Below are 25,296 nucleotides of genomic sequence, written 5' to 3' on the forward strand. Positions count from 1 at the left end.
GGCGCACATGACGGCGAAGGAGGATGACATGGCACTCGAGCCCCATCACGACGGCTCGCCCCTGTACGTATCGACCCAGAACCCTCGGCTGGGCGACGAGGTGACGGTGCGCCTGCGCGTGCCCGCCGGCTTCGGGCCTGTGGCGCGGGTGATCGTGCGGTCGAACCCCGACCGCGAGCATTCGTACGTCGACGCCTCTCTCGACGGCGAGACCGATGGGTGGCGATGGTGGTCCGCCCGCATCGTCGTCGCGAACCCCCGCCATGGCTACCGCTGGTACCTCGTGCTCGAAGACGGCGGTGTGCGCGTGCTGAGCCAGGCGGGCCTGAGCACCATCGACGCTCTCGACGGCTTCGACTTCGCGCTCGTCGCGGGCAATCCGCCGCCGTCCTGGGCCGACAGTGCCGTCATGTACCAGATCTTCCCCGACCGGTTCGCGCGGTCCGCCGCGGCCGACGATCGCGAGGTCCCCGACTGGGCCATCCCCGCCGGCTGGGACACCCCGGTGGATCCCGAGATGCCCGGGCGCAGCGGTCAGCTGTACGGCGGCGACCTCGACGGCATCGTCGACCGGCTCGACCACATCGAGGACCTCGGCGCGAACCTCGTCTACCTGACGCCGGTGTTCCCGGCGGCATCCAGCCATCGCTACGACGCCTGGAGCTTCGCGCACGTCGACCCGCTGCTGGGCGGCGACGAGGCCTACCTGCGCCTCATCGACGCGGTGCACGCGCGCGGCATGCGCATCATGGGAGACCTCACCACGAACCACTCGGGCGACCGCCACGAGTGGTTCCGGGCGGCGTTCCGCCACCCGGAGGCCCCCGAGAGCGCGTTCTACTACTTCCGCGACCCCGACAACCTCACCTACGAGGCCTGGTACGGCGAGCCGTCGTTGCCGAAGTTCGACTGGTCGTCGCACGAGCTGCGCACGCGCTTCATCGAGGGCCCCGACTCGGTCGTCGGCCGCTGGCTCGCCGAGCCGTTCGGCATCGACGGCTGGCGCATCGACGTCGCGAACATGACCGGCCGGCTCGGCGAGACCGACCTCAATGCCGAGGTGCGCCAGACGCTGCGTCGCACGATGGAGGAGGTCTCGCCCGACACGCTGCTCATCGCCGAGTCGACCAACGACGCCGCGACCGACCTGCAGGGCGACGCGTGGCACGGCGCGATGACCTACCCCGCGTTCACGCGCGCCGTGTGGGCGTGGCTGGGGGAGTCGCGCGAAGTGACCTACCGGACGCCGCGCGGCGAGGTGACCGCGCCGCCGTGGTACTTCGGCATCCCGACCGGCTCGCCGCGCTATTCGGCCCGCGAGTTCGCCGCGCAGCTCGACCGCTTCACCGGCCAGATCCCGTGGCGCGTGCGCCAGGGATGCATGCAGGCGCTCGACAGCCACGACACCGCGCGGTTCGCCACCTACGCCCGCCCGGGCACGGTCCCGGTCGCCGTCGGCCTGTCGATGACCCTGCCCGGCATGCCGGTGGTCTTCGCCGGAGACGAGTTCGGAGAATCGGGTGTCGACGGCGAGATGAGCCGCACGCCGATGCCGTGGGGGAGCGAGGACCCCGAGGTCGCCGGGCGGCTCGCGCTTTACCGCGAGATGATCGCGCTGCACAACGGCCATGCGGCTCTGCGCACGGGCGGCATGAGATGGGTCCACGTCGGCGACGACGCGCTCGTCTTCGTGCGCGAGTCCGAGGACGAGTGCGTGCTCGTCCTCGCGTCCTCGGCCGATGTCGATGCCGAGATCCCGGCGGCAGCCGTCCCGCATGCGGCCGCCGCCGTCCCCCTGACCGGGGACGCGACCCTGGCGGTCGCCGACGACGGGGCGGTGCTCGTCTCGGCCCTCGGGCCGGCGTTCGCCGCCTGGGCGCTCCCGGGCGTCTCCGCTCCGCCTGCGGGAGGGCGCGCCGATGGCGGATCCTGAGCGCTTCGCCTCTCTCAGCCGCGGCCTCGCACAGGGCGTCGCGCAGCATCCGGACCTCATCGGCCTGGCACTGCTCGGCTCGGCGTCCGACGACGCCGCGGCGCGGCGCGACGAATGGTCGGATCACGACTTCTTCGCGATCATCGCCGACGGACGGGCGGATGCCGTGCGGCCGGACCTGTCGTGGCTTCCCGACCAGGCCTCGCTCGCCCTCACAGCGCGCGAAGGCGAGCTGGGGTTCGTCGCCGTCTACGACGACGGGCACGTCATGGAGTTCGCGTTCGCGGAGGCATCCGAGCTGTCGGGTGCGCTCGCGGGCGAGGCGACGATCGTCGTCGACGACGACCTCCGCACGGTGTCCGCCCTGATCGACCGCTCGCGCGAGCGCGCGGCCGCCGCCGACCGCTTCGACCCCGTCAACGATGCGCGGCTCGTGCTCGTGAAGCTGCTCATCGGCGTCGGGCGGGCCCGTCGTGGCGAGGTGCTCGTCGCCGGTCAGTTCGTGCGAACGTGGGCCGCGCAGCATCTCATCCGAGCGGTGCGCGGTCGCCATCCCGAGCGCTCGGGCTCGGAGCGCGACCGCATCGATCCGGCGCGCCGGTTCGAGCGCGACTTCCCCGAGTGGGGCGAGGTCATCGCGCACGCGGTCGCGCAGGAGGTCGAGCCGGCGGCGCGCGAGCTCTACCGGCTGCTGCGGCGGCTCGAGCCGGGATGGCCGGAGTTCCCGAGCCGCGCAGCCGACGCGGTGGCGACGCGTCTGGGGTGGGGACGAGACAGCGACGCGAGCGGTTCGTAGACTGGCCGCAGGAGGTGGCATGCGATCGCTCACCGCAGACGAACTCCGTGCGTCGTTCGTGAACGCCGCGCCCGACGAGCTGAGAGCCATCGAGGTTCCGCTCAAGGTCGTGATGACCGACTGGGACCCCCTCGACTTCCTCGCGTGGCGCGACCCGAAGTACCGCGACCGCGGGTACCTCGTCGCCGAGGTCGACGGCGAGCCGCGCGGCATCGTGTTGCGCGCGGCATCGGGGAACCCGCGTGCCCGCGCCGCGATGTGCAATCTGTGCCACACGATGCAGCCGGCCGACCAGGTGCGGATGTTCAGCGCCCGCAAGGCCGGCAGCGCCGGCGAACACGGCGACAGCGTCGGCACCTACATCTGCGCGGATCTGTCGTGCCATGAGAACGTGCGCCTCGCGGCGCCGCTCGCGCCCAACGAGATCCGCGCGAGCGTCGACATGCGCATCGACGGCACGAAGCGCCGGACAGAGGCTTTCGTAGGACGGGTATTCGAGACGACGGGGAGGTCGGCATGACCGGGCGAGTGGTGGTGATCGGCGACGCGCTCATCGACGAGCTGCGCGACGACACGGATGTGCGGGAATTCGTGGGAGGGGCGGCGCTGAACGTCGCGGTCGGGCTGTCCAGGCTCGGCGTCCCGACGACCCTGATCGCGATGGTCGGCGATGACGAGGCGGGGGCGCACATCCGCGCGTTCCTGTCCGACTACGGCGTGGAGCTGATCGCGACGCCCTCCGAGCACGGCTCGGCGCGCGCGGTCAGCACGCGCAACAAGTACGGAGAGCCCGAGTACGTCTTCAACGAGGCGTCGCGCGCTCGCCGCATCCGCTACGGCGAGGCCGAACGCGTCGCGATGGCGGAGGCCCCGTTCATCGCGATCAGCTGCATCGCGCTCGACGACGTCGAGCAGACCGCCGAACTCGGCGAGGCGCTGAGCGCCGCGGGCACCCGGTTCGCGATCGACCCCAACCCACGCACGGGCATGATGGCCGACCGGGACCGGTTCGTGCAGGGGCTCGAGGGGCTCGTCACGGCAGCATCGCTCGTCAAGGTCGGCGAGGAGGATGCCGAGGTGCTGTACGACTCCGACCTCGCCGCGGTCCGCGCGCGGCTGGTCGATCTGGGCGCGCAGGCCGTGCTGGCGACGGCCGGCGCAGGCGGTGCGACCATCGAGGCCGGGGGTGAGGACGTGACCGCGCCGATCTCGGATCTGCCGGGCCGCATCGTCGACACGATGGGCGCGGGGGATGCGGCCTTCGCGGCGACCGTCGCCGCCATGGTCGATGGGACGCCGGCCGATGCCGACGCGTGGTCGACGGTGCTCCACGGCGCCATGGACATCGCGGCGGCGACGTGCCGCTTCGAGGGCGCTCTGCTGCGGCAGCCGTCGGCGCTGAAGTCGATCGACATGGACCTGATCGGCACCTGAACCGCCCGGGTGCGCACCGATTTCTGACTCCGCCCAAGACCGGGTAAGATTGCTGATCGCGCCTCCGGTCGACTGTACAAGCTGGGCGGGTGCGCATTGGCGAGTTACCCAAGCGGCCAAAGGGATCTGACTGTAAATCAGCCGTCTTAGACTTCGGGGGTTCGAATCCCTCACTCGCCACTCTGTGATGAGTCGCGACATAGATGACATCTGAGTCGCGACATGGGAGACATCAAGTGAGAGAGCCCGGCCATCGGCCGGGCTCTTTTTGTGTGTTGCGCCAGTAGCCGCGTGTGGGGTCGATGGTGTTGGTCGCGATGATCTCGCCGGTGTCGAGGTGGACGACGGTGATGGTGTGGTCGTCGGCGAGGGCGAGGACGCGTTTGCCGGCGTGGCTGGTTCCGATGCCGAGGTGGTGCATGCGGCCGGCGCGTCGGAAGCTGATCTTGCCGCCGTCGCCGACTTTGTCGTAGCGGAGCCGGTAGTGGACCGGGTTTCGGGAGCCGGCGGGAACGGCTTTCGGTGTGGCGTTGTAGGCGGTCGCGGGGGTGTGTCCGTCGAGGGCGCGGTGCGGCCGGTGGTGGTTGTAGTACTCGCGGAACCGGTCGAGCTGGTGCTGCAGGTCGGGGAGCGTGGTGGGGGCGGGCTGCCGGGCGAGCCAGCGTTTCAGGGTCTGGTGGAAGCGTTCGATCTTCCCCTGGGTCTGCGGGTGGTTCGGGGAGCCGTTCTTCTGCCGGACGCCGAGGACGGGGAGGACGTATTCGAACGCGTTGCGGCCGCCACCGGAGCGGGCGGTGTAGACGCGGCCGTTGTCGGTGAGGGTCGAGGCGGGGATGCCGTGGACGTCGATGGTGGTGAGGAAGGTGTGGACGACATCATCGCCGGTGACCGGGATGTGCGCGGTGCAGGACAGCAGGCAGCGGGAGTGGTCGTCGAGCCAGTTCAGGATCTCGACGTCGGTGCCGTCCGCGAGTCGCCAGTGTGTGAAGTCGGATTGCCAGGTCTCGTTCGGCTGCGCGGCTTCGAACCGGATGTAGGAGGACCGGGGGCGTTTGCGTGGTTCGGGGGTGATCAGGTTCGCGTCGGTCAGGATCCGCCGGATCGTGGAGGTCGATGGTGCCCGCAGTCCTTCCTGGGTGAGGTGCCAGGCGATGGTGACCGGTCCGGCATCCAGCCCGGATGCCGACAGGCTCAGCCGCAGCACGATGATGCGTTCCCGCACCCGGTCGGTCGTGCGATGCGGGCTGGACAGCGGGGCCCGCGACCGCGGCTCGAGCGCATCGAGCCCGCCCTCCCGGTAGCGGACGAGCAGACGGTGCAGATGCTGACGGCTCATCCCGTACTCCGCGGCCGCGGCCGAGACCGACAGCTCGCCCGAGACGACCTTCAACACCACGACCCGATGCTTCGACATGCACGTGACTGTCGCCGATGACGCGACTCACGTGTCACCCATCACCCGTCACCTATGTCATGAACCCACACACCTCACTCGCCACTCTCCGAGAACCGCGGAATTCCGCGGGAAATCGACGAACAGCCCCTGCCGATTCCGGCGGGGGCTTCTTCGTCTCGCACGCTGTCCGGCGGGCGCTCCGCCCGGGCCGGGTGACCGCGCCGCCGCCGGGTCGTAGATTGAGGGGCAGGTCGCGACGAGGAGGTCCCCGATGACAACCGAATCTGCGCCGTGGTGGAAGTCCGCGGTCGTCTACCAGGTCTACCCCCGCAGCTTCGCCGATTCGGACGGAGACGGCATCGGCGACCTGCGCGGCATCCGCTCCCACCTCGACCACCTGCGCGACCTCGGCATCGACGCGCTGTGGATCTCGCCGTTCTACCGGTCGCCCCAGGACGACAACGGCTACGACATCAGCGACTATCGCGACGTCGATCCGATGTTCGGCACGCTCGGCGACCTCGACGAGTTGATCGCCGCCGCGGACGAGCGCGGCATCCGCATCGTGCTCGACCTCGTCGTGAATCACACCTCCGACGAGCACGCCTGGTTCGAGGCCTCGCGGGCCCGGCGGGGCGGCAAGGACGACTGGTACATCTGGCGCGACGCACGCGACGGCCACGAGCCCGGGACGCCGGGTGCGGAGCCGAACAACTGGCGGTCCTTCTTCGGCGGCCCCGCGTGGGAGTGGGATGCCGGGCGCGGTCAGTACTACCTGCACCTGTTCTCGCGGAAGCAGCCCGACCTCAACTGGGAGAACCCCGACGTGCGCGCCGCCGTCCACGACATGATGTCGTGGTGGCTCGACCGGGGGATCGGCGGATTCCGCATGGACGTCATCAACCTCATCTCGAAGGTCCCGGGTCTGCCCGACGGCGAGGTCGGCGAGGACGGGCTCGGGAACGGCGCACCGTTCGCGATGGGCGGCCCGCGGCTGGAGGAGTTCCTCGTCGAGATGCACGATCGTGTCTTCGCCGGTCGCGACGAGGTCTACCTGACGGTCGGCGAGATGCCGGGCGCGACCCCGGAGCAGGGGAGCCGGTTCACCGATCTCGCGTCCGGTCCGCTGAGCATGGTCTTCCAGTTCGAGCACGTCGATCTCGATCACGTCGGCGGCAAGTGGCGGCACCAGCCGGTGCGGGCGATCGACCTCAAGCGCAGCTTCGGGCGCTGGCAGGAGGCGCTCGCGGAGCACGGCTGGAACAGCCTGTACTTCGAGAACCACGACCAGCCGCGGGTCGTCTCGCGCTGGGGCGACGACGGCGAGCACTGGCGTGCGTCGGCGACCGCGTTCGCGACCGTGCTGCACCTGATGCGCGGGACGCCGTACGTCTACCAGGGCGAGGAGATCGGGATGACGAGCTACCCGTTCGCCTCGCGCGCCGACCTGCGCGACATCGAGTCGCTCAACCACTTCGACGCCGCCGTCGCCCGTGGCGAGGACCCAAACGCCGTGCTGGCGGCCATCCGCCACATCGGCCGCGACAACGCACGCACCCCGATGCAGTGGGATGCGTCGCCGCACGCGGGCTTCACCGAGGGGGAGCCGTGGATTCCGGTGAACCCGAACCACACGTGGCTGAACGTCGCCGCCCAGGCGGACGACCCCGGCTCGGTGCTGGCCTACTACCGGCGGCTCATCGCGCTGCGCCATTCCGACCCGGTCGTCGTCGACGGGACCTTCCGGATGCTGCTGCCCGAGCATCCGGACGTGTTCGCGTATGCGCGCGAAGGGGACGGCGGGCGCGTCGTCGTGATCGCCAACCTGTCGGGGGAGCGGTACGAGGTCGACGTGCCCGAGGTCGACGGCTCTGGGCTGGTGCTGGCGAACGTTTCCGTCGACGGGCGGACGGACCGCCGCCTGGACCTGGGCCCGTGGGAGGCGCGGGTGTATCGCGCCGGTCGGTGACTGCCCGTTTCAGCTCGCGGGCTCGCTCGTCCCCGCATCCGCGCGCTGCACCGACGCGAGCGACCACACGCCCCACAGTGCACCGGCGCCGGCAACGACGAAGACGCCGTAGCTCCACAGCGGCGCGCCGACCGCCTCTTGCAGCACGGTGAGGCCCATGACGACGGCGACGAACGGATCGACGACGGTGAGACCGGCGACGACCACTTGGGGCGCGTTCACGGCATGCGCCGTCTGGACGAAGTAGATCGAGAGCGCACCGGCGGCTGCGATGCTGGCGACGCACGCCAGAGTGAGCAGGTTGGCGGCGTCGAGGGCCTCGTCTCCCGTGACGATGGCCGTCTGGATCCGCAGGATCACGGTCTTGCCGAGCGTGGCGACGAAGCCGGCGTACAGCCCGCCGAGCGCGACGTACATCACCGGCGGGATCCCCCGCCCCCGGCGGAGCATCAGGGCGGCCGCGGTGGCGGCCAGGATCACGGCAAGGACCGCCAGGACGACGACCAGCTGCCTGTCGGTGATCGTCGTCTGCTCGCTCACCGACGCCGCCGCTCCGACGAAGACACCGAGACTGACGACGCACACGAGAATGCTGAGGACCTCTCGGCGAGCGGGACGGCGCCGGAGGATGACCGCGGTCAGGATCGACGCGAACACCAGCGCGATGACGCCGACCGGCTGGACGACGATCAGCGGTGCGAACGCGAGCGCGACCAGCTGCGCCGCGATCGCCAGCCCGAACAGCGCGGACCCTGCCAGCCACACCGGCGTGCGTAGCAGGGCCCACAGCTGCGACGCTTTCAGTCCGTCGGTGTCGGCCGAGGCGCGCTGGGCGACGCCCCGGGACTGGAGGAAGTTGCCGACCGTGAGCAGCGCGGCAGAGAGCACCGCGAGCGCGATGCCGGCCACCGGGAACGACGTGATGGTCACGGGTCGTCGTGTGTCGCTCTCATGCGGTGCCGTCCGTGCGCGGCCGGGGGCGTGTCGCGTCCCCGCGCTTCCGCGTCGCGCGCCGCTGCGGCGCCTGTCGCGGGTGACCTGTGCACGGGCCCATCGTAGGACGCGTGCGCTCCGGGCCGGGGACCAGAGGGCTGCCGGGATCGGACTGCGTGTCTCGCGGACCCGCTCCCGCGCGTGCACGGGCCCCGCGTGACAGGATGAAGCGCGGGGCTCGTGCCCCCGTGGAAGAGAGGACCGCCATGACCGCTCCCGCACCGCAGCATCCGCAGTCGGAGCACAGCGACCCGAGTGCCGCGAAGCTGCTGCGAGCGGCCATCTGGGTTGCGATCGGAGCGCTCATCGCCGCCGCGATCGTCTGTGTCGTGTGGGTGCTGATCGGGTCGCAGAACGGCATCGTCGCGCGCGCGTTCCTCACGATCCTGCTGCTGGTCGGTTTCGCCGGCGTCTCGATCCTCGACGCCCACCTCGCCCCGCGACGGCCGGTGTGGTTCGCCCTGACGAGCATGGCGTCGTGGATCATCGCGCTCCTGATCGGAGCCGTGATGATCTGGATGCCCGAGCGTCACCCGTGGTCGGGCGTGGGCCGGTTCGTGTCGTTCCTGCTCATCGTGCTGATCCTGCAGCTGGCGGTTCTGCACATCCGCCTCTACATGAAGGCGTTCCGGCGCTACGTCACCGCCTTCACGCAGACCGTCGTGATCGTGACGATCGCCCTCGTCGTCGGGCTCGCCGCGCTGCTGATCATTCCGCTGATGGTCACCGAATGGGTGCGCTTCGCCGACATCTACTGGCGCATCACGGTCGCCACGGCGATCCTCGCCGCGGTCGGGACGGCGCTCATCCCGCTCGTGAACGTCCTGTTCGCGCCCAAGAAGCAGCGCCCGGTCACCGCGCGGCCGGCACCGTACGGCGGGCCGCCTGTGCCGTACGGGTCAGCGCCCCAGCCGACAGCGCAGCAGGAGCTGCTGCCCTGGCCGACGTTCGTCGACGGCGTCACGCCGCTGCCGATGATGCCGGACGGCTCGCCCGACTGGGGTGCGTACTACACCGGCTACCCGAGCGAGGGTGCACACGTGTTCACGCGGCCCGAGCCCGCCTCCGAGCCGCCGGCCCCTGCCGCTTCAGCGCCTGAGCAGGACGAGCCCGGGGCCCAGCCTCCCGCGCCGTCGGGCTACGAGGGCTATCCGCCGCCGCCGCCCCTTCCGCCGCGGCCGTAGTCGCGCGGGACGCTCAGCCCGCCAGCATCTCGAGTGCCGCCATGGCGGCGTTGTGGCCGCCGATCCCGCTGACCGCTCCGCCGCGTCGCGCGCCCGAACCGCAGACCAGGACGTTCGGATGCGCGGTCGCCACGCCCCAGCGCTGCGCGGGGGTGCCGAGCGGCTCGTCGTCGTCCGCCCAGGGCCACGACAGCGGCCCGTGGAAGATGTCGCCTGCCCGCATTGCCAGCGACGCCTCCAGATCGGCGGTCGTGCGCGCCTCGATGCACGGTGTACCGTCGGGCGCTTCGTAGAGGCAGTCGGCGATCGGCTCGGCCAGCACCGCGTCGAGCGAACGCGTCGCCGCAGCCAGAAGGTCGGCGCGGAGTCGCTCGGGGTCGGCGTTCCGGGTCAGCGCGTGGGGCACCTGCAGGCCGAACAGCGTGAGGGTCTGCGCTCCCTCGGCGCGCAGGTCGGGTCCGAGGATCGACGGGTCGGTGAGCGAGTGGCAGTAGATCTCGGCCGGGAGCGGATTCGGGATGCCGCCGGCCGCGGCCGCGGCGTGGGCGGCATCGAGCTGGGTCATCGTCTCATTGATGTGGAAGGTCCCCGCGAATGCGGCCTCGGGGGCGACCTCGGTGTCGCGCAGTCGCGGCAGGCGGCGCAGCAGCATGTTGACCTTGACCTGTGCGCCTTCGGGGCGCTCCGCGTGCGCGTCGGTGCCGCCGCGTGCACCGTCCACGAGCAGATCGTCGTGCACCGCCGGTCCCACGCCGCTGAGGATGATGCGGGCATGGACGCGCTCGCCGGTGGTGAGCACGACCTCGCCGTCGGGATCGACGGAGGCGACCTCGGCTCCCGTGCGGAGGACGGCGCCGGCATCCCGCGCCGCGCGGGCGAGCTCGGCCGTCACGGCGCCCATGCCCCCGACGGGGACGTCCCAGGCGCCGGTTCCGCCGCCGATGACGTGGTACAGGAAGCACCGGTTCTGCCGCAGGCTCGCATCGTCGGCCGTGGCGAACGTGCCGATGAGCCCGTCGGTGAGCGCGATGCCGCGCGCGAGGTCGGTCCGCAGCGTCGAGCGGACCACTTCTCCCAGGGGCCGCTCGAACAGGTCGGACCACAGGGCGTCGTCCGCGAGCATGCGCCGGATGTCCGCGCGACGCGCGAGCGGCGACGTCACGGTCGGGAACAGCTGGCGGGCGACGGGCGCGATGCGCTCGGAGAACGAGGCGAAGCGGGCGGCCTCGGCCGGGTCGCCCGTGGTGCGGGCGAACGAATCCGTCGTCACGGCGGCGTCGTGGGTGTCGACGAGGATGCCACGCTCCGGCGCTGCGGGATCGGGTGTGTAGGACGAGTAGCGTCGTCGGCGCAGGCGGATGTCGAGTCCGAGCTCGTCGATGATCGTGCGGGGGAGCAGGCTCACGAGGTAGCTGTAGCGCGACAGTCGCGCGTCGATCCCCGCCCACGGCCGCTCCGACACCGCGGCTCCGCCGACGGCGTCGAGGCGTTCGAGCACCACGACCGAGCGGCCCGCGCGGGCGAGGTAGGCGGCGGCGACGAGGGCGTTGTGACCGCCTCCGACGATGACCACGTCGAACACGGATGAGGCGGCGGTCGGCATGCTTCACGGTAACAATCCATGGCGGCCCGCCGAACGACCGGGGAACGGGATGCGGCGCGAGCCGCGCGACGGCGAACGGTCGCGCGCGGGCGGCGTAGCGTGGAAGCGTGACCGCTCCCGCCGAACTGCAGACCCTGGCCATCGAGATCGCCCGCGAGGCGGGTGAGCTGGCCCGGCGCCGGCGGACGGAGGGCGTCTCGATCGCCGCGACCAAGTCGGCGATCGCCGACATCGTCACCGAGGCCGACCGCGAGGTCGAGATGCTCGTGTTCGATCGGCTGCGTGCAGCCCGCCCCGAGGACGGCCTGCTCGGCGAGGAGTCCGGTCACCAGCCCGGCTCGTCCGGCATCACGTGGGTCGTGGATCCGATCGACGGCACCGTGAACTACGCCTACGGGATCCCGTCGTACGCCGTGAGCGTCGCCGCCGTGGCGGGCGAACCCGAGCCGCGATCGTGGCAGGCGGTGGCGGGTGTCGTCTTCAATCCCGTCACCGGCGAGCTGTTCCACGCCGCCCGCGGGGAGGGCGCGTGGCTCGAGGGCGAACGGCTCCAGGTCAACGCGGAGCCGTCGCCCGCCGGCGCGCTCCTGGCGACGGGCTTCGGCTACGACCCCGCGACCCACGCCGGCGACCTCGCGCGTGCCGCGCGGGTCATGCCGATGGCGCGCGATCTGCGGCGTGCGGGGGCGGCGTCGCTCGACCTCGCGTTCGTCGCTGCGGGCCGGCTCGACGGATACTTCGAGCGCGGGCTGCATCCGTGGGACCATGCCGCCGGCGGCCTGCTCGTCACCGAAGCGGGGGGACGGATCGGCGGCTACGACGGGGTTCCGGGGCCGGATCTGACCGTGGCTGCGGGGCCGGGCCTGTTCGATCGCCTGCTCGCGGCGGCGATCGACCCCGTGGTCTGAGTCCCGACCCCGCCGACGCACAAATCCACGTTTCGATCGGGTTTCGTTCATGGCATTCCCAGGCCGGTTTGGGTAGGGTTTACGGGATCGTTACCTTCGGCACCCGAAGTCGAAGGGACGTAGCCCCCCGAGTCATACCGTCGCGCCCGAGCGACCGCACGAGAGCAGTTCTGGTTGTCATCTGAAGCCCCCCAGGCCGAGCCGACGCGCACGCGACGCTCGAGCCGTGCCGCAGCAGCGCCCGCTGCGGCCAGCGCGGGGGCGTCGCGCGCCGAACTTCGGCGGCGCGCGACGACGAGCATCGACACGCGTCCCGCGATCGTGTGGGGACGCGAGGACGCCGCCCCGGCCCAGCCGACCACGGCGGAGCAGCGCATCGCGGCGGTCGAGCCCGCCGCTCCGGTCGTCGACACGACGCCCAAGCACGCGGCGTCGCCTGCCTCCTCGCGTCGCTCGCGCCGCTCGCGCGACGAGCAGCCCCCGGTGCAGCCCGAAGCCGCAGCCGCTCCCGAGTCGTCCGCGATCGCCCTGCCCGAGACGCCCGTCGCCCTGCCCGAGCCTGTCGCCGCAGCGCCCGAGGAGCCTCAGCCCCTTACCGACCAGGCTTCGGTGGAGCCCCGGCTCGACGCCGCGTCGCCGAGCCCGGCCGAGACGCCCTTCGCCCCGACGTCCCACACCGCCGGCCGCCGGGCTCGTCGCGCCCGCCTGAAGGCGGACCAGCCGACCGAGCTGCCCGAGGCCGTTCTCCGGCCGGCCGAGCCCTTCGAGCTGCTCCCGCCGGCAGCGGCTCCCGAGCCGGTCGTCGCCCCCGAGCAGGCCATCGTCGCCGAGCCGGTGCCCGACGGTCCGGTCGTCCTTCCCGCGGCCGACGTCGTGCTCGAGCCCGTCGAGGTCGTCGAGCACGCCGCCACTGAGCCGGAGTCATTGCCCGACGCGCATGCGCTCCCCGAGGAGCAGGCCCGTCAGGGCGCGGCATCCGGTGTCGACGAGTTCGCCGCCGCGGCCGCGCTCTTCTCGTTCACCGGTGAGACGCCGGTCCAGGCCGAGAAGCCCGTGGAAAATCCCGCCGCGGACGACACCGCCGACGGGAAGACCGCCGAACAGCCCGCGAAGGCGCCGTCGCCGCGTGTCCCGCGCACCCGCACCTCGCTGCGCCGCATCGCCGCCACCGGCTTCTCGGTCGGCGTCATGGGCATCGTCGGCCTGATGACGGTCGGCATGACCACTCCGGTCGAGGCGGTCGCCGCATCCTCCGCCGTCGAGACCAACCTGTCGGTGCTCGCTGCGTCGGACACTGAGGCCGGTATCGACGTCGATGAGATCCAGGCCTACGTCGCCCCGGCCGACAATGAGAACGCCGATCTGCTGCGCGACGAGAACTACGACACGGTGACGATGGCCGAGATCGCGTCCGAGTCGGGCATCTCGAACTACTCGAGTTTCTTCGTCAACGACCCGAACTCCGAGATCCAGTGGCCCTTCGCGGTCGGCGTGCCGATCAGCTACGGGTTCGGCATGCGCTCGGGTCGCATGCACGAGGGCGTCGACTTCGTCCCCGGGTATGGCGCACCGATCCAGGCGATCGCCGACGGCACCGTCCGCGTGGCCACGAACGCCGGCGGAGCATACGGCGTGCACGTCATCATCGACCACGAGATCGACGGGCAGCTCGTCTCGAGCCACTACGCCCACATGGTCTACGGATCGATCACCGTCGTCCCCGGTCAGCAGGTGGAGGTCGGTCAGGTCCTCGGCAACACCGGCAACACCGGCCGCTCGTACGGTGCGCACACGCACTTCGAGATCCTCATGAACGGCACCACGGCGATCGACCCGATCCCATGGTTGCGCCAGCACGCCGGAGGGTGACCTCGGTTTCAGAAGAGGGTCCGGCCTCTGGTATCCTCTTCTAGTTGCCTTCACGAAGGCGGCACGCCCCGATAGCTCAGTGGCAGAGCACTTCCATGGTAAGGAAGGGGTCGTCAGTTCAATCCTGACTCGGGGCTCGCAGCATCCGGTTTCGCGACCGAGGATGCATGCGGCAGGGTAGCTCAGTTGGTGAGAGCGCACGACTCATAATCGTGAGGTCGCGGGTTCAAGCCCCGCTCCTGCTACAGATTGAAACCCCCGGAATTCCGGGGGTTTTGTCGTTTCGCCAGGAGTTCACTCCTGCGCCCGCGCGCATCAGCACTACGGGGTGGATGCGGCACGCTCGCGTGCGGCATCCGTCAGCGATCGCCGGTCGCGGACCGCGCTGGCCTTCGGGTAGCTGGTCGTCACGAAGTGCTGCGCGTACGGGAAGCTGGCGGCTTCGAAGGGAGAGGGCGCGAGGAAGTCGGCGCCGAACGAGGTGAGCTCGGCATCGACGTCGTCGAGGGGGATGGCGAGTGCCTGCGTCATCTCGCCGGGATCGAAGATGAGGCCGAACGGCTCCGAGCCCTCATGGGCGAGCCTGCCGCCGTAGTCGACGCTGAGATTGCCGTCGATCCACAGGCGCTCATCGAGCGAACGCATCTCGCCCGAACGCAGCGACGCCGCGAGCCGCAGGGCGTTCTCGCGCTCTGCGGCCTGCACGTCGACGAGGATCTCGCCGGCGTGCGAGGTCGTGACGATGGCACGGGTGGTGGTCGGGCGCGAGAAGCCCTGGCCCGGGTCGTAGTTGATCGTGTTCGACTCGTAGTCGCAGATCACCCAGGTCAGCATCCCGGTGCGGGTGTCCTCGGCGATCAGGTACAGCTCGATCCGGACGCCCCACATGAAGGATGCGCGCACGTTGAAGGCGCCCACGATGGCGCAGTACCGTGGCTCGCCGTCGGCGAACATCGAGGAGGGGATGAGCCGATAGCCGGGCGGCAGCATCCGCTGGGCGGCCGGGTGATCGGTGATCTCGTAAGAGAGGAACACACAGTGCGGCTCGACGACGAAGCCCATGTGGTCCGCGCCCCGTGCGTGGGACACGATCCAGCGCTGCACGCGCAGCGGCATCCGCGCGAGCATCTCGGCTCGGCCGAAGAGCGCCGCGACCGCCTTGGGGGAGATCATCGCCTCGGAGTGCGCGACGAACCGGCGCAGCTCGTCGGGGGCGAGAGTCGAACCCGTGGACGGCTGGGTGGCGAGAGCGGATGCGTCAGGCATGCCGTCACTATATCGCTAGTTTAGCTAGCAAAAAAGGGAGAGTTCTCAGCTTGCGAGGCACAGGGCGAAGAACTCCCGAACGTCGGAGGTGAACGTGGTGCGGCTTCCGGCGAGTGTGTAGAACATGTGCCCGCCGTCGTACTCGCGCAGACGTACGCGATTGCCGGTCGCAGGAGCCAGTCGCATCAGATCGATGATCCGGCGTGAGCTGTGCGACGGCGTCACGAGATCGTGGCGCCCGTGAACGATCAGTGCCTCCAGGTGCGGGTTCAGCGTGAGCCCACGACGCAGATCGTCGACCGACCCGGGAGGAGCCTCCAGCGCGTGGTGGTCGTCATCGGCGACCCACTTCGTGTTCACCTCCAGGCTCAGCACGGCGTACTGCCGGTCGGTCTTCACGCCGATCTCGGTGCGCAGCAGGTGATTGACGGCCATCGTGAACGCGGCCGTCGATCCGGCCAGGGTGTGATCCCCGCCCTGGAACGACACGCGATCCGGGAACGGGTCGACGACGGTCTGGGTGACGTCGTAGAGCCCCGCAACCTCGCCGCGGTCGCGAAGGATCTCGCGGACCCAGCGGTCGATGCCGATGCGACCCTGCAGCTGCTCGACCAGCGGGACGGGCAGGCCGATCAGGTCGGCCAGGCGCGTGAGCACGCCCGCGCGCTCATCGGCGGGAACGGCGGCGCCCCGCATCAGGAACATCGCGTAGTCGGTCGTCGCGAACGCAGAGGCCGCCGCCGCCACGGCCTCGGCGCCGTCGGTCGCCTCGGCCGCCCGGCATCGCCCATGATGGAACGCGCCGGCGGCCATGGTCTGGACCGTGTCGACGTACGGGTCGGTCGCGTAGTCGGTGAAGGTGAGCGGTGCGATCTCGAGCGCCGGAGAGATGAGGATGGCGCCGGCGAGCCCGACGCCCTCGTCCTTCGGGAGCGACCACGCGAGGCGCCCGACGCGGTAGCCGCCGTAGCTCTCGCCCGCGATGAAGACCGGCGCCGACCAGCGCCCGTTGCGCGACAGCCAGCGGCTGATGAACTCGCGCATCGCCGCGAGGTCGCGGTCATAGCTCCAGTAGGTCGGCGCATCCTTGCCCGCGTTCGGCTCGGGCGGGATCGCCCGCGAGAACCCGGTGCCGACCGGGTCGACGAACACCAGGTCGGTGTCGGCGATCCACGAGGCCTCGTTGTCGACCAGACGGACGGGCATCCGTGCGGTGGAGCCGTCGTCCGGCAGGACCACGCGTCGGGGCCCGACGGCTCCGACGTGGAGGTAGGCGGAGGAGGCGCCCGGTCCGCCGTTGAAGACGAAGGTCACGGGGCGGTCCGCGGGTGCGTCGGCCGCGAGGTACGAGACCGCGAACACCTCGGCGGCCGGCGACTCCTCGCGGCGCAGCACGGTCCAGTCGGCGGTCGCGGTCAGGGTGAGCGGCTCATGGCCGTCGGGCGACCAGGTCATCGAGGCGGTCGCCCCGGGCGGTGCGTCCCACGACGGAGTGACCGGGCCTCGGGCGCCCGCCGCGGAGGGAGTGCCGGGGGAGGTGGTGGACTCGGCGGCATCAGTGGACTCGGGCATCTTCGCCTTCCGTTTCGCGGCGCTGATCCACCAGCGGATCCCGCGGTCGCCCTCAGCCTAGTGAGCCTGTGCCGAGTCGTGGGGAAGCGAGCCGCTCCCAACTCCGTAGCGGTCGCTGTCGGTCCGGGCGAGGAACTCATCCACCGATGCAGGCACCGTATCGATCGTGCCGATGCCGAGCCCCTGCACGACGGGGAGCCGGGGAGCGATGACCGGCAGCGTGAGCGCGACGAGTCCGACGACGATCAGGGCCGGCGCGGCGACGGCGACGATCGTCTTCTTCCGGCTCATCCGGACCAACATACCGAGCGTGACACGGGATCCGTTTCCGACGCGCGCGCTGAGGATGCTCGTGACAGCGGGTGGGCGGTGGCGGCTCGCTACCCGGGCCGTGACGTCCGGCGCGCGATATCGTGCTGACGTCCGATACCTGCGCGAGGAGACGGGACCATGGCCAGCGACGAGCCGACACCGTACGAGAGCCCCGAGCTGGTCGAGCTGTTCACGACCTACACCGCGAGCGCGGACAGCATCGGTGCGCGAGTCAGCCGTGCGGGTGCGGCGACGAGCGTCGACGACCCTCTGCTGCTCGCCACCGCCTCGGATCTGGTGCTGTTCCCGGGGCGCGGACGCCCTCCCACGGTCGAGAGCTTTCGCCTCGGGGCGCGCGGATTCACGGAGCTTGCCGCCGTATCGCACCTCGGACCTGCGTTGGCGAGCATCGTCGAACTGCGCGAGACCTACGGTGACGACGCGTGGCGGGAGCAGGCGGCGCGCCTGCGCGATCGCACGAAGGCGGCACGCGCGGCGAACTCGGTCGAGCTGTGGCGGGAGCGCATCAGGGTCGAGGCGTTCCTCGGTCGCGAGCCGGCGATCGCGGCGATGATCGACTATTCATGCGCGGTGGCGATCCGGTACCTGGAGCACGGTCTGTCGGATCCCGCGTCCCTGAGCGCTGACACGCTGCATCGGGACGTGCTCGCCGGCGGCGACGACCGGCTGCCCGTCCCCTTCGAGAAGGTGATGATCGCGACGTTCTTCCTGGTCGGCCTCGACACCGGATTCAGGGTGCTCCGCTGGTTCGACCAGCACCGGATCGACTGGGATCGCGCGATGGTCGTGATCGCCGGGCAGCAGGGACGCCCGACGGCCGGTGTCACCCTCGACACGTCGAGTGTCGCGGCACTCGTGCGCGGCGCATCGCGATACGAGCTCGATCCCGCGCGCATCCTGCTCGCGCCGCATGCCCCGACCGCTGCCGCCCAAGGCGACGTCGCCGGCCTCGAGGGGCCCATGCGCGAGTTGTGGGCGAACATCGCCGGCACCGTCCGGCTCGGCGGGCTCATGTTCCCGCAGCATCCGCGGTTCCGGGCTCGGACGGAGGTCCTCCCCGATCTCGACGCGGGCGAGGTGCGCGAGGTGGGTGAGCTGCCGGTGATCCACGGGCCCGACGACTGGGATGCGCTCGGCACGCGCCTGCGGGTGGTGCTCGAGGACCCGCGCCAGCTGCTCTCGGGCTGCGTCACGGACTACGCCGTGGCGCAGCTCGTCGAGAACGACAACGATCCGTCGCGCGTTGTCGTCCCGGGCTTGGACGGCACCGTCTACCCCCGGCTCCCGTGAGGACCTGGGGTTCGCGGCACGCCATCGGCGCAGGCTGAGCCGCGCCGCGTCACTTCTCGACCAGGGTCATCTCGAAGGAGTAGAGGTCGGGCGAGTAGCAGTGCTGGCCGAACTCGACGGCACGACCGGAGTTGTCGAACGCTGTGCGCGACATCGTCAGCACCGCTGCTCCCTTGGGCAGCGACAGCAGGCGGCTCTCCTCGGCCGTCGCGGTGCGCGCGCCGATGCGCTGCTTGGCGACCCGCAGGGTGATGCCTCGCGACCGCATGAGCTGGTAGAGCCCGTACTGGGCGAAGTCCTGCTCGGTGAGGTCAGTGAACTCAGCGGGGAGCGTGTTGTCGAGCACGGCGATGGGGACGCCGTCGGCGAGGCGAAGGCGCACGATGCGCACCACGGGCGCGCCTTCCTCGACGCCGAGCGCGGCGGCCGCCTGCTCATCCGCGGTCGTGTTCTCGAAGTGGATCACCCGGGTCTCCGGGCGCTGTCCGCTGCGGGCGAGGTCGTCATGGAGGCTCGTGAGCTCGACGCCGCGCGTGACCTGCCCGTGGACGACCTGGGTGCCGATGCCCCGACGGCGCACCAGAAGGCCCTTGTCGACGAGCTCCTGGATCGCGCGTCGCACGGTAGGCCGGGAGAGTCCGAATCTCTGCCCGATCGAGATCTCATTCTCGAGTCGCGACCCCGCCGGCAGCTCGTCATCCGCGATCGCGGTCTCCAGTCGCTTGGCGATCTGGAAGTAGAGCGGGATGGGGCTGGAGCGGTCAAGCTCGAGGAAGAAGTCGCTCGGCAGCTTGCTCTCGTCCTGCGCCATTGCATTCCTTCCACACGTCACATTGTCGGGACAATGTTACACGCGGCGATCGGATGCGGGCGGAGCGACCCGCTCGCATGTGTATGGAGACAGGGTGCTCGAAGCCGAATGCGGCCCCGAGCACCCGCCCGGATACGGACTTCCGGGTTTAGGAGACCAGCGAGGCCTCGAGTGCTGCATCCGCGGCCCTCAGGACCTCGGCGGCGACCTGGATGCCCTCGATGCGGCCGAGCTCGACATCCTCGTGCTCGATGTTCACCATCATCTCGGGGTCGACCTCGTGCAGCGCCCGCAGGAACTCGGTCCAGTACGCGACGTCGTGTCCCTTGCCCAGGGCGACGAAGTCCCACGCGGAGTTCTTCGGCCACTCGTTGGCCCACTCGTCACCGCCGAGGTTCACGCGCGGCTCGTCGGGCGACAGGCGGCGGAAGCTGTTGTCGAGCACGCCGTTGAGCGCGGCCCACTCGGGGTTGATCCGAACGTCCTTGGCCGCGGCGTGGAAGACCAGCGAGCCGAGGTGGCGGACGACGGCGACCGGGTCCATCTGCTGCCAGAACAGGTGTGACGCGTCCAGCTCGACGCCGACGTTCGTCGCGCCTGTCAGGTCGATCAGCTTGTGCACGTCCGCCGAGTTGAAGATCAGGTTCTGCGGGTGCAGCTCGAGCGCGACCTTGACGTCGTGGTCGCGCGCCAGCCGGTCGGTCTCGCGCCAGAAGTCGGCGGTGATGCCCCACTGGTAGTCGAGCACGTCGAGCGCCGCCGAGTTCCAGGCGTTCACGATCCAGTTGGGGTGGACGGTGCCCGGCTCGCCCCCGGGGAGACCCGACATGGTGACCACGCGGTGCTGGCCCAGGCGCTGCGCGAGGCGGATCGCTCGGCGCACGTCTTCGGCGTGCTTGTCGCCGATGACGGCGTTCGGATGCAGCGGGTTGCCGTTGCAGTTGAGGCCGGCGATCTCGACACCGGTGCCCTCGAAGATGCCGAGGAAGTCGTCGCGCGCGGCGTCGCTGACGAGGATGTCATCCATCGTCGGAACGTGGACGGCCGGCAGGAACCCGCCGGTGTTGATCTCCAGCCCGGTGAGGCCGAGGTCGGCGACGACCTTGATGGCTTCCGGGAGAGAGCGGTCGTGGAGGATGGCGTTGTAGAGACCGAGTCGCATGATGGTGTCTTTCAGTGCTGGAGCTGGTGCTGCTGGATCTGGACCGAGGCGCCGCCCTGCGCCGCCGACTGGGCGACGGCATCGAGGAGCAGCATGTTGTGGACGCCCTCGTCGAACGAGGCGTTGCGCGGGAGCGAGTCGGACTCGGGGATGCCCGCGACCTCTTCGAGGAAGGCGCGCGCCTGATAGGCGAAGCCCTCGTTCTGGCCGAAGCCGACGCCCGACACGTCGATCGGCGCACCGCCGGCGACATACGGGTGGTCATGGCCGAGCAGGACGCGACGGAAGCCGCGCTGATCGGCCGGCCCCTCGCTGAGGTGGAGCTGCAGTTCGGACGGACGGTCCTGGTCCCAGCGTGCCGAGCCCTTCTCGCCGAATACCTCGAGGATGAGGGCGTTCGGGTGGCCGGCCGCCACGCGCGACACCTCGACGGTACCCGCGGCGCCGCTGGCGTACGACAGGTTGAATGTGGCGTAGTCATCGTTCTCGACGGCCTCGTACTCATCGCTGGCCGACGCGTTGCCGTGCCCCGAGACGGCACCGAGGGGCTTCGGGCGCTGCGGGATGACCGTACTGAACCGGCCGCCGCCGACCGAGGTGATGTCTCCGCCGAGGAACTCCATGAGGTACGAGACGTGGCTTCCGACGTCGGCGAGCGCGCCGGTGCCCGGTGCGCCGCGGAAGCGCCAGCTCATCGCCGAGCGCGGGTCGGCGGCGTAATCGGTCCAGTAGCGGCCGCTCACGTGATAGACCGACCCCAGCACCCCCGACTGGATGAGGGCGCGGATCGAGGCGATGCCGGGGGAGCGACGGTAGGTGAAGCCGACGCGGGCGATGCTCGACGCGGTGCGGGCGGCATCGGCCATGGCGCGCGCGTTCTCGATCGTGTCCGAGAGCGGCTTCTCACACAGGACGTGCTTGCCGGCATCCAGCAGTGCCTCGACGATCTCGCGGTGGAGGGCGTTGGCGACGACGACGCTGACCACGTCGATGTCTTCCGCCTCGACGATCGCCTGCCAGGACGTGTCATGCCGCTCGTACCCGTAGCGAGTGGCCGCTGCCTCAGCAGCCGGCTGGTACACGTCCGCGATCGACGCCAGCCGGATCGGGGGAAGGATGCTCTGATACAAGGTCGGAGCCGTGCGGTACGCGGCGGCATGCGCCTTGCCGGCCATGCCGGCTCCGATGACGGCGACGCCGAGGCTAGTCGTGGACAACGGTCCTCCAGGTAGGGGAAACCCGGCCCCTCACGGCGCCGGTGCGGTGAGAGACTCCATGAGGAGCGCTCCGTGGGGACTCTATAGTTGTCGATATGTCCTGTCAATAGGTCAGATCAAAGTTCAACGACTCGACCCTCCATCGCGCTCGCGCGTGCGGCGTCGAGCACCTCGAGGACGGCGACGCCCTCGCGGCCGGGCACCGGTCCTTCGCCCCCGTCGATAGCGGCAGCGGCGAAGGCGTCGTAGAACGCGGCGTAGTCTCCCTGGAGCGAGGGCACGGCGCGGCGCTCGCCGTCGACCGCCAGCGTTCCCCAGCGTTCTGCGGATTCGTATCCCCAATGCTCGCGGTCCTCCGCTGGTGTGCGGCCCGCGCGCAGCGCCTCGAACTGCACGTCGCTGTAGTCCGATGCGTAGGATCCGCGGTCGCCGTGGAGCCGGAGTTCGCGCGAGACCAGGTGGTTGATCTTGCTCGACGACACGTGCGAGTGCGAGCCGTCGGCATGGGTGATCGTGATCACGAACCCGCTGTCGGTCCGACCGGCAGGCAGGTCGACCCAGTCCATGTGGGCGCTGACCGCGCGTGCCGGGCCCCGCAGGAAGAGGGCCTGGTCGACGACGTGGCTCCCCAGATCTCGGAGCAGGCCGCCGTCGGGTCCGGCCTCGAGCGTCGCCCGGTCGTCTTGATCGCAGCGGAGGTCGAGTCGCGTGATCCGGCCGAGGGCTCCCGATGCCGTCACCGCCTTCGCGGTGACGATGTCGGAGTCGAAGCGGCGGTTGTGGAAGACGTTCAGGAGCACGCCGGCCTCGTTCGCGGCGGCCACGAGCTTGCGCCCCGCGGCAGCAGATGGTGCGAATGGCTTGTCGGCGATGACAGGCACGCCGCGGCCGACGGCCTCCAGGACGAGCGCGCGCCGGGTTGCCGGTGGAGTGGAGATGACGACGGCGTCGATGCCGGCGTTGACCATCTCGGGCAGGGACGAGTGGATGGCGGCCTCAGGGTGGTCGGTCGCTGCCGAGGCCACCGTTCCCGGCGCGCGGGCGACGATGCCGACGAGTTCGCACGCTTGCGAGGCGCGGATGTAGGGGGCGTGGAACATCCTGCCGCCGACTCCGTAGCCGACCAGTCCGATGCGCAGTGCCATGGGTTTGTCCTCTCGTCGCGCCGGTGCGATGACTGTAACGAAACGGTAACGGAAGTATACAAACGGTTGTCCTTATGTGCGGACATACTTCAGTCTATCCGTCAGATCAAAGCCGATCCTGCCGCCCTGTGCGGCACTACACCCCAATGAAGGGAGTCGCGGGATGAATTCCACGCTGCTCGAATCGCTGAGCTCTCACCCGAAGCGTCGGATCGTCGTCGGCGCCGCCATCGCGACCGCCGCCCTCGCCAGCGTCGTTCTCGCCGGATGCTCTGGCGGCGGCGGAGAGGCCACCAGCACCGACGGGGGCAGCACCTCGTCCGACGGCGGTGCCGAGGGCATCTCGATCGTCGTCATGGGCGGCGCAACCGACGACCCGTTCTGGTCGACCGTGAAGCGCGGCGGCGAGGCGGCCGCCAAGGCCGTCGAGGCGGCCGGCGGGAGTGTCACCTTCCTTGCCATGCCCAACTACGACAACTTCAACGCCGACGCCGCCAAGCTCGTCGCCAACATCCAGTCGCTCAACCCGAGCGCCGCCGTCATCCCCGACTGGGCGCCCGACGCGCAGAACGAGAACATCATCTCGATCACCAGCGGCGGCACGCCGGTCTTCCTGTACAACACCGGCATCGACGAGGTCGAGAATGTCGGCGCCGAGGGCTACATCGGCTCGGACGACTACGCCTCCGGCAAGCTCGCCGGTGAGACGTTCGTCGAGGCCGGCGCCCAGCACGTCGTGTGCGTCAACACCCTCCCCGGCACGACCAACGCCGACGCCCGCTGCCAGGGCGTGAGCGACGGGGCGACGGGAGTGGACTACGAGGAGCTGGCGCTGCCGACCTCGCAGTTCGGTGACCCGACCGCGGTCGCGCAGGCGATCAAGGGCGCCATCATCCAGGACCCGACGATCGACGCCATCTTCACCCCGGGCCAGTCGGACACCAACGCGGCGGCCAGCGGCATCGACCAGGCCGGCGCCACCGGAAGCGTGTTCCTCGGCGGCCAGAACTTCGACTCCGAGTCGCTGACCCGCATCCAGGATGGCACTCAGCTGTTCGCCATCGACCAGCAGGGCTATGCCCAGGGCTACTACGGCGTCTCGGCGGCGTTCCAGCTCGCCGCGTACGGCATCCAGCTCGCCGTCGACCCGTTCCTGACGGGACCGGCGGTCATCGATGCGGACAACGTCGAGTCGGCTTTGGCCGGCGTCGACCTCGGCGTCCGCTGATCACCATCCCGGGGGCGGCGGGACTGCGCCGCCCCCGGGACACCACCTCACTGCAACGAAGCACGAGCGAAAGAGCAGACATGACCACGCAAACACCCCAGGGGGCGCCGCCGTCACGCGGCTCGTCCTCCCTCAACCCCACCGAGACGAACGTCGTCCTCCCCGGTGTCCACTCCCAGCGGACCATCGGCGACCTCTTCCGTCGACCCGAGACCGGTGCCCTCGTCGGCACGGTGACGGTCTTCATCTTCTTCGCCATCTTCGGCGGCGCGCAGTTCCTCACCACCGGCGGCACCGCCAGCTGGCTGAACATCGCCTCGGAGCTCGCGCTGATCGCCCTGCCCGTCGCGCTCCTGATGATCGCCGGCGAATTCGATCTGTCGGTCGGCTCGGTCGTCGCGAGCAGTTCGGTCACCCTCGCGGTCGTCTCGGGCGTGTACGGGATGCCTCAGATCGTCGGCATCATCGCCGCCCTCGCTGTGGGCGCGCTCACGGGCTTCATCAACGGGATCATCGTGGCGCGGACGAACGTCCCGTCGTTCATCGTGACCCTCGCCATGCAGTTCGCGCTCGCCGGCCTCACCCTCGGTCTCGCCCGCGTCATCGCCGGCTCGACGAGCGTCCCGATCACGCCGGACCCCATCTTCAAGGCCATGTTCGGCACCCTGATCAACGGTCAGTTCGAAGTGGCGATCTTCTGGGCGATCGGCGCGGCGCTCATCGTCGTGTGGCTGCTCCAGATGACGCGCGCCGGCAACTGGATCTTCGCGATCGGCGGCGACTCGCAGAGCGCCCGCGCGGCCGGCATCCCCGTGCCCAAGGTCAAGATCGCGCTCTTCATGTCCACGGCCATCGGCGCTTCGCTGGTCGGCATCATCCAGACGATGCTCTACAACGGGGCCCAGACGGGTTCCGGCCAGTCGTTCGTCTTCAACTCGATCGTCGCGGTCGTCGTCGGTGGTGTGCTCCTCACGGGCGGCTACGGCTCGGTGCCCGGCGTGATCCTCGGCTGCCTCACGTTCGCGATCGTCAACCAGGGCATCTACTACACCGGCTGGAACTCGGACTGGGCCCAGCTGATCCTCGGCGTCCTCCTCCTGGTCGCCGTGCTCATGAACAACACCTTCCGACGCCTCGCGCTCAGCGGCGGCGGCAAGAAGAAGCCTGCGGCTGCGAAGGGAGCCTGA

General features: G+C 70.3%; 21 protein-coding genes and 3 tRNA genes. 14 read left to right on the forward strand and 10 right to left on the reverse strand.

Annotation, left to right across the window (positions count from 1 at the left end; all coding sequences use genetic code 11):
• The first annotated feature begins 28 nt into the window (after positions 1-28).
• The 5 genes from P0L94_17830 to P0L94_17850 all read left to right on the forward strand — a co-directional run bounded on the left by P0L94_17830 (position 29) and on the right by P0L94_17850 (position 4,343).
• Positions 29-1,933 carry a glycoside hydrolase family 13 protein gene (locus tag P0L94_17830; protein ID WES64313.1) on the forward strand — a complete coding sequence of 635 codons (1,905 nt, stop codon included), beginning with the start codon at positions 29-31 and terminating at the stop codon, positions 1,931-1,933.
• The gene (locus P0L94_17835; protein WES64314.1) at positions 1,920-2,729 is read left to right on the forward strand and encodes a hypothetical protein; all 810 of its coding nucleotides are present in this window, start codon (positions 1,920-1,922) and stop codon (positions 2,727-2,729) included. Before P0L94_17830 ends, P0L94_17835 begins: the two co-directional genes overlap by 14 nt.
• A gap of 19 nt (positions 2,730-2,748) precedes the next feature.
• On the forward strand, positions 2,749-3,249 hold the full coding sequence (locus P0L94_17840; GenBank protein WES64315.1) for an FBP domain-containing protein: 501 nt from the start codon (positions 2,749-2,751) through the stop codon (positions 3,247-3,249).
• Complete coding sequence (locus P0L94_17845) at positions 3,246-4,163, forward strand: PfkB family carbohydrate kinase (GenBank protein WES64316.1); 918 nt, start codon at positions 3,246-3,248, stop codon at positions 4,161-4,163. Before P0L94_17840 ends, P0L94_17845 begins: the two co-directional genes overlap by 4 nt.
• 98 nt (positions 4,164-4,261) lie before the next feature.
• A tRNA-Tyr gene (locus P0L94_17850) sits at positions 4,262-4,343 on the forward strand.
• A 52-nt stretch (positions 4,344-4,395) separates the two neighbouring features.
• Here the strand turns inward: P0L94_17850 and P0L94_17855 are convergent.
• On the reverse strand, positions 4,396-5,577 hold the full coding sequence (locus P0L94_17855) for an IS481 family transposase (protein ID WES64317.1): 1,182 nt from the start codon (positions 5,575-5,577) through the stop codon (positions 4,396-4,398).
• Positions 5,578-5,830: 253 nt separating this feature from the next.
• On the opposite strand from P0L94_17855, the gene P0L94_17860 reads away from it, so the two are divergent.
• A complete protein-coding gene (locus P0L94_17860; protein WES64318.1) occupies positions 5,831-7,528 on the forward strand; it encodes an alpha-glucosidase in 1,698 nt (565 codons plus the stop codon).
• A 9-nt stretch (positions 7,529-7,537) separates the two neighbouring features.
• Here the strand turns inward: P0L94_17860 and P0L94_17865 are convergent, their stop codons facing one another.
• On the reverse strand, positions 7,538-8,458 hold the full coding sequence (locus P0L94_17865) for a DMT family transporter (GenBank protein ID WES64319.1): 921 nt from the start codon (positions 8,456-8,458) through the stop codon (positions 7,538-7,540).
• Positions 8,459-8,727: 269 nt separating this feature from the next.
• Here P0L94_17865 and P0L94_17870 point away from each other — a divergent pair, with 269 nt between their 5' ends.
• Positions 8,728-9,705, forward strand: coding sequence for a hypothetical protein (locus P0L94_17870; protein ID WES64320.1), 978 nt, complete (start codon positions 8,728-8,730; stop codon positions 9,703-9,705).
• A 13-nt stretch (positions 9,706-9,718) separates the two neighbouring features.
• Here the strand turns inward: P0L94_17870 and P0L94_17875 are convergent, their stop codons facing one another.
• A complete protein-coding gene (locus P0L94_17875) occupies positions 9,719-11,308 on the reverse strand; it encodes an NAD(P)/FAD-dependent oxidoreductase (GenBank protein WES64321.1) in 1,590 nt (529 codons plus the stop codon).
• A gap of 107 nt (positions 11,309-11,415) precedes the next feature.
• Between P0L94_17875 and P0L94_17880 the strand changes: the two genes are divergently transcribed.
• The 4 genes from P0L94_17880 to P0L94_17895 all read left to right on the forward strand — a co-directional run bounded on the left by P0L94_17880 (position 11,416) and on the right by P0L94_17895 (position 14,330).
• Positions 11,416-12,216 carry an inositol monophosphatase family protein gene (locus tag P0L94_17880; GenBank protein WES64322.1) on the forward strand — a complete coding sequence of 267 codons (801 nt, stop codon included), beginning with the start codon at positions 11,416-11,418 and terminating at the stop codon, positions 12,214-12,216.
• A gap of 174 nt (positions 12,217-12,390) precedes the next feature.
• A complete protein-coding gene (locus tag P0L94_17885; protein ID WES64323.1) occupies positions 12,391-14,085 on the forward strand; it encodes a peptidoglycan DD-metalloendopeptidase family protein in 1,695 nt (564 codons plus the stop codon).
• Between the two features lie 65 nt (positions 14,086-14,150).
• Positions 14,151-14,222: transfer RNA gene (locus P0L94_17890), tRNA-Thr, on the forward strand.
• A gap of 34 nt (positions 14,223-14,256) precedes the next feature.
• Positions 14,257-14,330: transfer RNA gene (locus P0L94_17895), tRNA-Met, on the forward strand.
• 76 nt (positions 14,331-14,406) lie between these two features.
• Here P0L94_17895 and P0L94_17900 read toward each other — a convergent pair.
• The 3 genes from P0L94_17900 to P0L94_17910 are packed head-to-tail and all read right to left on the reverse strand — an operon-like array spanning position 14,407 to position 17,214.
• Positions 14,407-15,351: a hypothetical protein gene (locus tag P0L94_17900; protein ID WES64324.1), complete on the reverse strand. Its 945-nt coding sequence runs from the start codon at positions 15,349-15,351 to the stop codon at positions 14,407-14,409.
• 45 nt (positions 15,352-15,396) lie between these two features.
• Positions 15,397-16,923, reverse strand: a complete 1,527-nt coding sequence (locus P0L94_17905; protein ID WES64325.1) for a hypothetical protein — start codon at positions 16,921-16,923, stop codon at positions 15,397-15,399.
• Between the two features lie 57 nt (positions 16,924-16,980).
• Positions 16,981-17,214 carry a hypothetical protein gene (locus tag P0L94_17910; GenBank protein ID WES64326.1) on the reverse strand — a complete coding sequence of 78 codons (234 nt, stop codon included), beginning with the start codon at positions 17,212-17,214 and terminating at the stop codon, positions 16,981-16,983.
• 159 nt (positions 17,215-17,373) lie between these two features.
• Between P0L94_17910 and P0L94_17915 the strand changes: the two genes are divergently transcribed.
• Positions 17,374-18,546: a DUF5624 domain-containing protein gene (locus P0L94_17915; protein ID WES64327.1), complete on the forward strand. Its 1,173-nt coding sequence runs from the start codon at positions 17,374-17,376 to the stop codon at positions 18,544-18,546.
• Positions 18,547-18,595: 49 nt separating this feature from the next.
• Here P0L94_17915 and P0L94_17920 read toward each other — a convergent pair whose 3' ends face one another.
• From P0L94_17920 to P0L94_17935, 4 genes are all read right to left on the reverse strand, one after another.
• The gene (locus P0L94_17920) at positions 18,596-19,357 is read right to left on the reverse strand and encodes a GntR family transcriptional regulator (protein ID WES64328.1); all 762 of its coding nucleotides are present in this window, start codon (positions 19,355-19,357) and stop codon (positions 18,596-18,598) included.
• Positions 19,358-19,505: 148 nt separating this feature from the next.
• On the reverse strand, positions 19,506-20,519 hold the full coding sequence (locus tag P0L94_17925; GenBank protein ID WES64329.1) for a sugar phosphate isomerase/epimerase: 1,014 nt from the start codon (positions 20,517-20,519) through the stop codon (positions 19,506-19,508).
• Positions 20,520-20,530: 11 nt separating this feature from the next.
• A complete protein-coding gene (locus P0L94_17930) occupies positions 20,531-21,736 on the reverse strand; it encodes a Gfo/Idh/MocA family oxidoreductase (protein ID WES64330.1) in 1,206 nt (401 codons plus the stop codon).
• Between the two features lie 116 nt (positions 21,737-21,852).
• On the reverse strand, positions 21,853-22,881 hold the full coding sequence (locus tag P0L94_17935; GenBank protein WES64331.1) for a Gfo/Idh/MocA family oxidoreductase: 1,029 nt from the start codon (positions 22,879-22,881) through the stop codon (positions 21,853-21,855).
• A gap of 163 nt (positions 22,882-23,044) precedes the next feature.
• On the opposite strand from P0L94_17935, the gene P0L94_17940 reads away from it, so the two are divergent.
• Complete coding sequence (locus P0L94_17940) at positions 23,045-24,109, forward strand: substrate-binding domain-containing protein (protein ID WES64332.1); 1,065 nt, start codon at positions 23,045-23,047, stop codon at positions 24,107-24,109.
• A gap of 80 nt (positions 24,110-24,189) precedes the next feature.
• Positions 24,190-25,296: an ABC transporter permease gene (locus tag P0L94_17945; protein ID WES64333.1), complete on the forward strand. Its 1,107-nt coding sequence runs from the start codon at positions 24,190-24,192 to the stop codon at positions 25,294-25,296.

Source organism: Microbacter sp. GSS18, assembly GCA_029319145.1.
Taxonomy (GTDB): domain Bacteria; phylum Actinomycetota; class Actinomycetes; order Actinomycetales; family Microbacteriaceae; genus Microbacterium.